This window comes from Geodermatophilus maliterrae (assembly GCF_041018925.1).
Classification (GTDB): Bacteria; Actinomycetota; Actinomycetes; order Mycobacteriales; family Geodermatophilaceae; genus Geodermatophilus; species Geodermatophilus maliterrae.
This window is the reverse complement of sequence record NZ_JBFNXQ010000147.1, coordinates 1-9,524: the sequence shown is the minus strand read 5'-3', so window position 1 is coordinate 9,524 and position 9,524 is coordinate 1. Positions and strand designations below refer to the sequence as shown.

Genomic DNA, 9,524 nt, shown 5'->3' with positions numbered 1-9,524 from the left:
CCCGCATCCGCACCCGCCGGCTGGCCGCCCACGCGGTGTCGGCCTGGCGGTCGTCGCTGCACGTGCGCATCGGGGCGATCACGATGGTCGTGGCCGGCACGGTCGTGGTGATCGTCAGCCTGGTGCTGTTCAGCCAGATCCGGACGCAGCTGCTGTCGGTCAAGCAGCAGGCCGCGATCGACCAGACCCAGGCCGGGGTGGTCTACGCCCAGACCGAGGTGGTCGGCATCGCGGCCGGTGACGCCGCGAGCGTGCGGGCCACGCTCGACCGCACGGTGCAGCAGCTGCTCACCCGTGGCGGCTCGGCCGGTGACTTCGACGTCGTCATGGTCTACCGGACGGGGGACACCGAGCGGCCGCCCGTCGTCAGCCGGCCGGGCATCTACCCGGCCCTGCCCGGCGCGCTGCGCGCCGGCGTCGAGGGCGGCGGGCAGTACGCCCAGTACGCGATGGTGCCGAACGACTCCGGAGTGCCCCGCCCCACGCTGCTGGTGGGGTCCCCGGTGCCGGGCGGGGCCTCGTCGGCGGGCCAGCTGGAGCTCTACTACGCCTTCCCGCTCGACCAGGAGGGGGAGACGCTCTCGCTCATCCGCACCACCGTGGCGATCAGCGGCATCGCCCTGACGCTGTTCGTCGCGGGCATCGGCGTGCTGGTGACGCGGCTGGTGGTCGACCCGGTGCGGCGCGCCGCCGGCACCGCCCAGCGCCTGGCCGACGGGCAGCTCGAGGAGCGGATGACCGTCCGCGGCGAGGACGACCTGGCCCGGCTGGCCACCAGCTTCAACGCGATGGCCGACAGCCTGCAGCGGCAGATCACCCAGCTCGAGGGACTCTCCCAGCTGCAGCAGCGGTTCACCTCCGACGTCTCCCACGAGCTGCGCACCCCGCTGACGACGGTGCAGATGGCCGCCGACGTGCTGCACGAGTCCCGCGGCGACTTCCCCCCGCACGTGGCCCGCTCGGCCGAGCTGCTGCACGAGGAGCTCGACCGCTTCGAGCGGCTGCTGTCGGACCTGCTGGAGATCAGCCGCTACGACGCCGGTGCCGCCGTCCTCGACTGGGAGCCCGCCGACCTCGGGGCGCTGGTCGGCCGGGTGGTCGACGGGATGTCGTCGCTGGCCACGCGGCACGGCTGCGAGCTGCGGGTGACCTGCCCGCCGGGCCCGGTGGTCGCCGAGGTCGACGCCCGGCGGGTCGAGCGGATCCTGCGCAACCTGGTCGGCAACGCCGTCGAGCACGGCGCGGGCCGGCCCATCGAGGTGACGCTGGCGGCCAACCGGACGGCGGCGGCGGTCACCGTCCGCGACCACGGGGTGGGCCTGACCTCCGCCGAGGCGCAGCACGTCTTCGACCGCTTCTGGCGGGCCGACCCGTCCCGGGTGCGCACGGTGGGCGGCAGCGGCCTGGGCCTGTCCATCAGCCTCGAGGACGCCCGGCTGCACGGCGGCTGGCTGCAGGTCTGGGGCCAGCCGGGACTGGGCGCGCAGTTCCGGCTCACCCTCCCGGTCACCGCCGGCACCGACCTCACCAGCTCGCCGCTGCCGCTGCGGCCGACGATCGTCCGCCGGCCGGGGGTCCGCCCGTGAGACGTCTGCCACCGGCACTGGCCGCCCTGCTGCTCGTCCTGCTGACCGCCTGCTCGACGGTGCCCACCGGCTCCGCGCCGGTACAGATCACCGAGGCCCCGGCCCGGCCCGCGGGACCGGTGGGCATCGAACCGGTGGAGCCGCCGGCCGACGCCACGCCCGAGGAGGTCGTGCGCAGCTTCGTCGTCGCCGCGGCCAGCACCGTGGCCCAGCACCCGGTGGCGCGCGAGCACCTGGTGCCCGAGGCCGCCGAGACCTGGTCCGACGAGGCCGGCATCACCCTGATCGGCCCCGACTACGCCACGGTGACCACCGACGCCGGCACCGTCCTCGTGACCGGCGACCTGGTCGGCAGCGTGGACACCCGTGGCGTCTTCACCGGCTCGGCGGGGGAGCCCTTCACCCACGAGTTCGTCCTCACCGAGGTCGACGGCGAGTGGCGGATCACCAACCCGCCCGACGGCCTGCTCATGCTCGTGCCCGACTTCGAGCGTCTGTACGACGCGCGCGCGGCCTACTTCGTCGACCCGACCGGGCAGCGGGTGGTGCCCGACCCGCGCTACCTGCTCACCGGGGAGGCGCAGCCCACCACGCTGGTGCAGCGGCTGCTGGAGGGCCCCTCGCCGGCGCTGGCGGCCGGGGTCCTGAACTCCCTCGACGGCATCACGCTCACCCGGGCGGTCACCGTCTCGGGCTCCAGGGCCACCGTCGACCTCGCCGGCCTGGGTGACCGGGGCGGAGCGGACCTGGCGGAGCTGTGCGCCCAGCTGGTGTGGTCGCTCGACCAGGTCGACGACGTCAGCTCCGTGGAGATCCGCACCAACGGCGAGCCGCTCTCGGCCGCGGGCGTCCCCGCCGTGCAGCGCACCGACGACTGGGCCGGCTTCGCCCCCGACTCGGTGCCCGCCGACGCCGACGGCCACTACCTCGACGCCGGCCGGTTGATGACCGTCGACGGCCAGCCCGCCCCCGGCCCGGCCGGGGACGGCGCCTACGGGCTGACCGCCGCCGCGGTGTCGGCCGATCCGCGCATGAGCGCGCTGACCTCGATGGTCGGCACGACGGTGACCGGCGCGACGACGACGCTGCTGGCCGGGCCCTACGGCGGGGAGCTGGCGCCGATCCTGTCCAGCGGCCGGCTCTCCGTGCCGACGGTCGCGGCGACCCGGCCGGAGTTCTGGGTGGTCCGCGACGAGGCCACCGTGGTCCGCGTGCCGGCGAGCGGATCGCCCCAGCCGGTGAACGCCCCGACGCTGACCGGTCAGGGCCGGGCGACGGCGCTGCAGCTCTCGCCCGACGGGGTGCGTGCCGCCGTCGTCGTCGCGCGCGGCGAGGACACGGTGCTGCTGGTCGGCACCGTCGTCCGTGCGGGGGAGGGGCCGGTGGCACTGCGCGACCTGCGCGAGGTGGCCCCGGCGCTGAGCTCCGTCGTCGACGTCGCCTGGCCGACGGCGGGCAGCCTGATGGTGCTGGCCGGGGACGCCGACGAGGGCGTGGCGCCCTACGTCGTCGGCGTCGACGGGTGGGGGCTCACCGATGTGGCCACCTCCGGGCTGCCCAGCCCGCCCACGGCGGTGGCCGCGGCGCCGAGCCAGCTGCCGCTGGTCAGCGCCGGCTCCACCGTGTGGCAGCTGTCGGGCGGCACCTGGGTGACGCTCATCCGCGGCCAGCAGCCGCTGCCGGGCACCGAGCCGTTCTTCCCGATCTAGCAGAGAAGGACCACCCTCGCCCCTCCGCCTCGCAGGCTCGGCGCGGGGTCGCTGGAGGGTGGCCGTTCGACCACCTCGCCAGACTCGCGGCGGGGACCCCGGGGGCCGCCGTCCGGTGTCCACAGATCAGCCGGCCGGCGGGACGAGCGTCCGTGGGCACCGCAGGCTGAGCGGGTGGGAGCCGGGCAGCCGCGGGTGCACGCCCCCGGTGCCGGCCTGGCCGGCGCACTCGCCGACCTGGTGCTGCCACGCACCTGCGCCGGCTGCGGGGTGCCGGGGTCGGTGCTCTGCCGGCGGTGCGCCCGGCTGCTGGTCTCCCCCCGCGTGGCCACGCCGCGCCGGGTGCCGCGCGGTCTGCCGCCGACCGTGGCCGCCGGCGCGTACGCCGGGCCGGTGCGCGCCGCGGTGATCGCGTTCAAGGAGCGGGGGAGGGCGGAGCTGGCCGGTCCGCTGGGCGCCGCCCTCGCGCTGGCCGTCGCGGCCGGTGCCGCGGTCGTACCCGCACGGCCGGTGCTCCTGGTCCCGGTGCCGCCGAGCCGGGCGTCGCTGCGAGCCCGCGGCCGCGACCACGTGCGCGAGCTCGCCACGGTCGCCGCCGCCGAGCTGCGCGCCGCCGGGGTCGCGGCGCGACCGGTCCCGCTGCTGGCCCGCACCGGCCGGGTGCGTGACTCGGCGGGGCTCTCGGTGGCCGAGCGCCGGGCCAACCTGGCCGGCACGTTCCTCCGGCGGCCCGGCGCGGCACCGCCGGGTGCCCTGCTGGTGCTCGTCGACGACGTGCTGACCAGTGGCGCGACGCTGTCCGAGGCGGCGGCCGCGCTGACGGGGACCCGCCCGGACGGCGCCCCGCCGGTCCTCGCCGCGGTGGTCTCGGCCACGCCCCGAGGAGGACCCGGCCACCGATCCCCAGGTCCCACCTGGGCGGTCACGGACGCGCGCGCCGATCACGCTCCGTGACCGCATGGTCGACTGTCGGGGTCATCCGACAGGGACTAGCGTGCTGTTGGTCACACCCGTCGACGACCGGGAGGTCTGATGGAGATCGTGGTCCGTGGCCGAAACGTCGAGGTCCCCGAGCACTTCCGACAGCACGTCGAGGACAAGGTCGGCCAGCTCGAGCGCTTCGACGGCAAGCTGTCCCGCATCGACGTCGAGCTCTTCCACGAGAAGAACCCCCGCCAGTCGGCGAACTGCCAGCGCGTCGAGATCACCCTGCGAGGCAAGGGGCCCGTGGTCCGGGCCGAGGCCTGTGCGCCGGACTTCTACGCCGCGCTCGACCTGAGCGCCGGCAAGCTCGACAACCGGCTCCGCCGGGCCAACGACCGCCGGCACGTCCACCACGGCCGGCGCACCCCGCCCAGCGTCCGGCTCGGCGGCGCGGTCCTCGAGCCCGAGCCGATGGCCGCCCTCACCACCGCCGACCCCGCGCCCGAGCAGCCGCTCGACGGGGAGCCGTTGGTGACCGACCTCGACGAGCACCTGCCCGGCCGGGTGGTGCGCGAGAAGCACCACCCCGCCGTCCCCATGACCGTCGACCAGGCCCTGCACGAGATGGAGCTCGTGGGGCACGACTTCTACCTCTTCCACTGCGCCGACACCGGCCTGCCGACCGTCGTCTACCGGCGGCACGCCTTCGACTACGGGCTCATCCGGCTGGTCGAGCCGCCGCTGGGCTCGCACGACGCAGCGTCCTCGGCGGCACCGGCCGAACCCGCGGCCGTCCCGCGCTGACCGCACGGCGGGGACCCGGCGCACCGCCGGGCCCCCGTCGGCCCGGTCGCCGTCCCCACTGCTCAGCCGCCGGTCCCACCCGCCCGGTCCCCGGGGAGCCGGCCGAACAGGACGGCGTCGGCGCGGCTGCCGTCCCGCCGCGCGAGGCAGGCCCGCACCACGCCCTCCCGCGTGAAGCCGGCCCGCCGCGCCACCGCCTGCGAGACGGCGTTGTCCACGTCGACGAACAGGTGCACCCGCGGCGCGCCGTGCGCGAACGCCCAGGTGGCCAGCCCGTCGGTGACCTCCGCGGCGTAGCGGCGCCCGCGCGCCCAGGGCGCGATGGTGTAGCCGATCTCCGGGCCGAGGCGTCCCGGGCCGAGCGAGATCCCTGCTGTCCCGACCAGCTCGCCGTCGGCCTCGACCGCCACCGGCAGGCCCCGCCCCTCGACCCGGTGCGTCATCCCGACGCCCTCGACGAAGGCGCGGGCGTCCTCGAGGCCGTAGGGGACCGGGACGCCGGTGACCCAGCGCTGCGTCTCCGGGTCCTGCGAGGCGCGGTGGACCGCCGGGACGTCGTCGGCGCGGAACGGGCGCAGCACGAGACGGGGGGTGCGGACCACCTCGGTGGTCAGGTCGACGCCGGTCAGGGAGAGGACCCCGTCCCTCTCATCGCTCGCAGGCTCGCGACGAGCCTCCGGACGGGGCCGAGGAGCAGTCATGCCCCGAATGGTCATGCGTTGCCCAGCACCCGGTCGACCGATATCTCGAGGACCACCCGCGCCGGGTTGTCCCGGGGGGTGCGGTAGCGCCGCGCGTAGCGGGCCTCGGCGTCGGCGACGGCAACGCGGTCGTCGCGCACCACCGCGGTCCCCTCGAGGGTCAGCCAGCGGCGGCCGTCGACCTGGCACACGGCCACCCGCGCCTGACCGGCCCGCACGTGCCGGGCCTTGGCCGAGCCCCCGGACGTGATCACCCGGGCGGTGCGCGTGTCCGGGTCGTAGGTGACGCCGACCGGCACGACGTGCGGGCTGCCGTCGGCGCGCAGCGTGGTCAGCGTGGCCAGGTGCCGCTCGGTGAGGAAGGCGAGCAGTTCCGTGCCGAGATCGTCCAGGTCGTGGGCCACGGGAGTGAGGTTAGGTCTCGGACGCGGCGGGCACCGGCCCGGCGTGGAGCTGGCGGGGGCACGGGTGCTGGTGGCCGGGGCGACGGGGGCGCTGGGCGGGGACCTGGCGCGGGCGCTGGCCGCGGCCGGCGCCCGGGTGGCGCTGACCGGGCGGGACGACGGGCGGCTGCAGGCGCTGGCCGGTGAGCTGGGCGGCGCGCCGGCCCGTGCCGCGGACGCGGTCGACGTCGACTCCGTGCGCAGCGCGGTGGACGCCGCCGCGCAGGCCCTCGGCGGCCTCGACGCGGTCGTCGTCGCGTGGGGTGTGGTGGCCTTCGGCCCGGCGGCCGACGCCGACGACGCCGTCACCGAGGAGCTCTTCGCCGTCAACACGCTGGCCCCGATGAGCCTCGTCCGCGCCGCGCTGCCGCACCTGGCCGACGGCGGGGCCGTCGTCCTGCTGTCGGCGATCGTGGCCGACGCCCCGACGCTGGGCATGGCCGAGTACTCGGCCAGCAAGGCCGCCCTGTCGGCGTGGGCCTCGGTGCTGCGGCGCGAGCTGCGCAGCCGGTCGGTCTCCGTGCTCGACGTGAAGCCGCCGCACGTCGACACAGGTCTGGTCGACCGCGCCCTGGCCGGGGAGCCCCCGCGGCTGCCGGAGGGGCACGACCGAGGCGAGGTGGTGACCGCCGTGCTCGACGGGTTGCGCGAGGGAGCGCGCGAGGTGGTCCTCGACCCGAGGGAGCGGCGGCTCGTGCGCCGCTGAGGGGCGCGTGGGACGAGGCCGCGCCCCCAGGTCGGCGGCGCGGGACCGCGGACAGGGGTGCGCCGCCTACGCTGGTGGCGTGGTGTTCTCCAGGATCCTCCGAGCCGGTGAGGGCAAGCTCGTCCGTCGACTGGAGCGGATCGCCGACGCGATCGAGCTCCTCGAGGACGACGTCTCCGACCTCTCCGATGCCGAGCTGCGCGCCAAGACCGACGAGTTCAGAGCGCGCGTCGAGGACGGCGAGACGCTCGACCAGCTGCTGCCGGAGGCCTTCGCGGTCGTCCGGGAGGCCGCCAGCCGGACGCTGGGCCAGCGGCACTTCCGGGTGCAGCTCATGGGCGGTGCCGCGCTGCACCTGGGCAACATCGCCGAGATGCGCACCGGTGAGGGCAAGACGCTGACCGGTGTGCTGCCGGCCTACCTCAACGCCCTGAGCGGCGAGGGCGTGCACGTGGTCACGGTCAACGACTACCTGGCCAAGCGTGACGCCGAGTGGATGGGCCGGGTGCACCGGTTCCTCGGCCTGTCGGTGGGCACGATCCTGTCCGGCGAGCGTCCCGCGCACCGCCGCGAGCAGTACGCCGCCGACATCACCTACGGCACCAACAACGAGTTCGGCTTCGACTACCTGCGCGACAACATGGCCTGGAGCAAGGCCGATCTCGTGCAGCGCGGGCACAACTACGCCGTCGTCGACGAGGTCGACTCGATCCTCATCGACGAGGCGCGCACCCCGCTGATCATCAGCGGCCCGGCCGAGTCCGCCGGCAAGTGGTACCTCGAGTTCGCTCGGATCGTGCCGATGATGAAGCGGGACGTGCACTACGAGGTCGAGGAGGCCAAGCGGACGGTCGCCGTCACCGAGGAGGGTGTGGAGTTCGTCGAGGACCAGATCGGCATCGACAACCTCTACGAGGCGGTCAACACCCCGCTGATCGGCTACCTCAACAACGCGCTGAAGGCCAAGGAGCTCTTCCACCGCGACCAGCAGTACATCGTCAGCAACGGCGAGGTGCTCATCGTCGACGAGTTCACCGGCCGCGTGCTGGCCGGGCGCCGCTACAACGAGGGAATGCACCAGGCCATCGAGGCCAAGGAGGGGGTGAAGATCAAGGACGAGAACCAGACGCTCGCCACGATCACTCTCCAGAACTACTTCCGGCTCTACGAGAAGCTCTCCGGGATGACCGGCACCGCCCAGACCGAGGCGGCCGAGCTCTCCCAGACCTACAAGCTGGGCGTCGTCCCCATCCCGACCAACCGGCCGATGGTCCGCGAGGACCGCTCCGACGTCATCTACAAGACCGAGTCGGCCAAGTTCGACGCGGTCATCGACGACATCGCCGAGCGGCACGAGGCAGGCCAGCCGGTGCTCGTGGGCACCGCCAGCGTCGAGAAGAGCGAGCTCCTCTCCCGGCTGCTGCTCCGCCGCGGCATCCCGCACGAGGTGCTCAACGCCAAGAACCACGCGCGCGAGGCGGCGATCGTCGCCCAGGCCGGGCGGCTCGGCGCGGTCACCGTGGCCACCAACATGGCCGGCCGCGGCACCGACATCCAGCTCGGCGGCAACCCCGAGTTCATCGCCGACGAGGCGCTGCGGGCGCGCGGCCTCTCGCCGTCGGAGACGCCCGACGAGTACGAGGCCGCCTGGGACGAGGCGCTCGCGACGGCCAGAGACCAGGTCAGGGCCGAGCACGAGGAGGTCACCGAGGCCGGTGGCCTGTACGTGCTGGGCACCGAGCGGCACGAGAGCCGCCGGATCGACAACCAGCTGCGCGGCCGGTCGGGCCGGCAGGGCGACCCGGGCGAGTCACGGTTCTACCTGTCCCTCGGCGACGACCTGATGCGCCGGTTCAACGGCCCGATGCTCGAGTCGATGATGACCACGCTGCGCGTCCCCGACGACCAGCCGATCGAGTCGAAGATGGTCACCCGGGCCATCCGCTCGGCGCAGACGCAGGTCGAGCAGCAGAACTTCGAGGTGCGCAAGGACGTCCTCAAGTACGACGAGGTGCTCAACCGGCAGCGCACGGTCATCTACGACGAGCGCCGCAAGGTCCTCGACGGCGAGGACCTGCACGAGCAGGTGCAGCACATGCTCGACGAGGTCGTCGCCGCCTACGTCGACGGCGCCACCGAGACCGGCTACGCCGAGGACTGGGACCTCGACCAGCTCTGGACCGGACTCAAGGCCCTCTACCCGGTGGGCACCACGGTGCAGGAGCTGCTCGACCGGGTCGCCGACGGCGAGCAGGCCGCGTTGACCGCCGACGTGCTCAAGTCCGAGCTGCTCGACGACGCCCACCGCGCCTACGGTGAGCGGGAGGCCACCCTCGGCTCGGAGGTCATGCGCGAGCTCGAGCGGCGGGTGCTGCTCTCGGTGCTCGACCGCAAGTGGCGCGAGCACCTCTACGAGATGGACTACCTGCGGGCCGGGATCCACCTGCGCGCTATGGCCAACCGCGACCCGGTCGTGGAGTACCAGCGCGAGGGCTACGACATGTTCAACGCGATGCTCGACGGCATCAAGGAGGAGTCGGTCGGCTTCCTGTTCAACCTGGAGGTCAAGACCAAGGAGCAGCAGGACGCCGAGGCCGCGGCCAAGCAGGCCGAGGCGGAGGCCAAGGCGCTGGCCGCCGCGCAGGAGGGCA

At 74.6% G+C, this 9,524-nt stretch carries 8 protein-coding genes; 6 read left to right on the top strand and 2 right to left on the bottom strand.

The window, feature by feature from the left end:
- The 4 genes from mtrB to hpf all read left to right on the top strand — a co-directional run.
- A partial coding sequence (gene mtrB / locus ABQ292_RS25110; protein ID WP_369210435.1) for an MtrAB system histidine kinase MtrB occupies positions 1-1,586 on the top strand: 1,586 nt, incomplete at its 5' end.
- Positions 1,583-3,295 (top strand): LpqB family beta-propeller domain-containing protein, encoded by a 1,713-nt coding sequence (locus tag ABQ292_RS25105; RefSeq protein WP_369210434.1) that lies wholly within the window; start codon positions 1,583-1,585, stop codon positions 3,293-3,295. The genes mtrB and ABQ292_RS25105, both read left to right, overlap by 4 nt.
- A 174-nt stretch (positions 3,296-3,469) precedes the next feature.
- Positions 3,470-4,249: a ComF family protein gene (locus tag ABQ292_RS25100; protein ID WP_369210433.1), complete on the top strand. Its 780-nt coding sequence runs from the start codon at positions 3,470-3,472 to the stop codon at positions 4,247-4,249.
- 78 nt (positions 4,250-4,327) lie between these two features.
- On the top strand, positions 4,328-5,023 hold the full coding sequence (gene hpf / locus ABQ292_RS25095) for a ribosome hibernation-promoting factor, HPF/YfiA family (RefSeq protein ID WP_369210432.1): 696 nt from the start codon (positions 4,328-4,330) through the stop codon (positions 5,021-5,023).
- A 62-nt stretch (positions 5,024-5,085) separates the two neighbouring features.
- On the opposite strand, the gene ABQ292_RS25090 is transcribed toward hpf, so the two are convergent.
- Both ABQ292_RS25090 and ABQ292_RS25085 read right to left on the bottom strand, forming a co-directional pair.
- A complete protein-coding gene (locus ABQ292_RS25090) occupies positions 5,086-5,724 on the bottom strand; it encodes a GNAT family N-acetyltransferase (protein WP_369210431.1) in 639 nt (212 codons plus the stop codon).
- An 11-nt stretch (positions 5,725-5,735) separates the two neighbouring features.
- On the bottom strand, positions 5,736-6,128 hold the full coding sequence (locus tag ABQ292_RS25085) for a pyridoxamine 5'-phosphate oxidase family protein (protein WP_369210430.1): 393 nt from the start codon (positions 6,126-6,128) through the stop codon (positions 5,736-5,738).
- 43 nt (positions 6,129-6,171) lie between these two features.
- On the opposite strand from ABQ292_RS25085, the gene ABQ292_RS25080 reads away from it, so the two are divergent.
- Positions 6,172-6,873 carry an SDR family NAD(P)-dependent oxidoreductase gene (locus ABQ292_RS25080; protein ID WP_369210429.1) on the top strand — a complete coding sequence of 234 codons (702 nt, stop codon included), beginning with the start codon at positions 6,172-6,174 and terminating at the stop codon, positions 6,871-6,873.
- A gap of 79 nt (positions 6,874-6,952) precedes the next feature.
- The coding region (gene secA, locus ABQ292_RS25075) for a preprotein translocase subunit SecA (RefSeq protein WP_369210428.1) at positions 6,953-9,524 on the top strand (2,572 nt) is incomplete at its 3' end.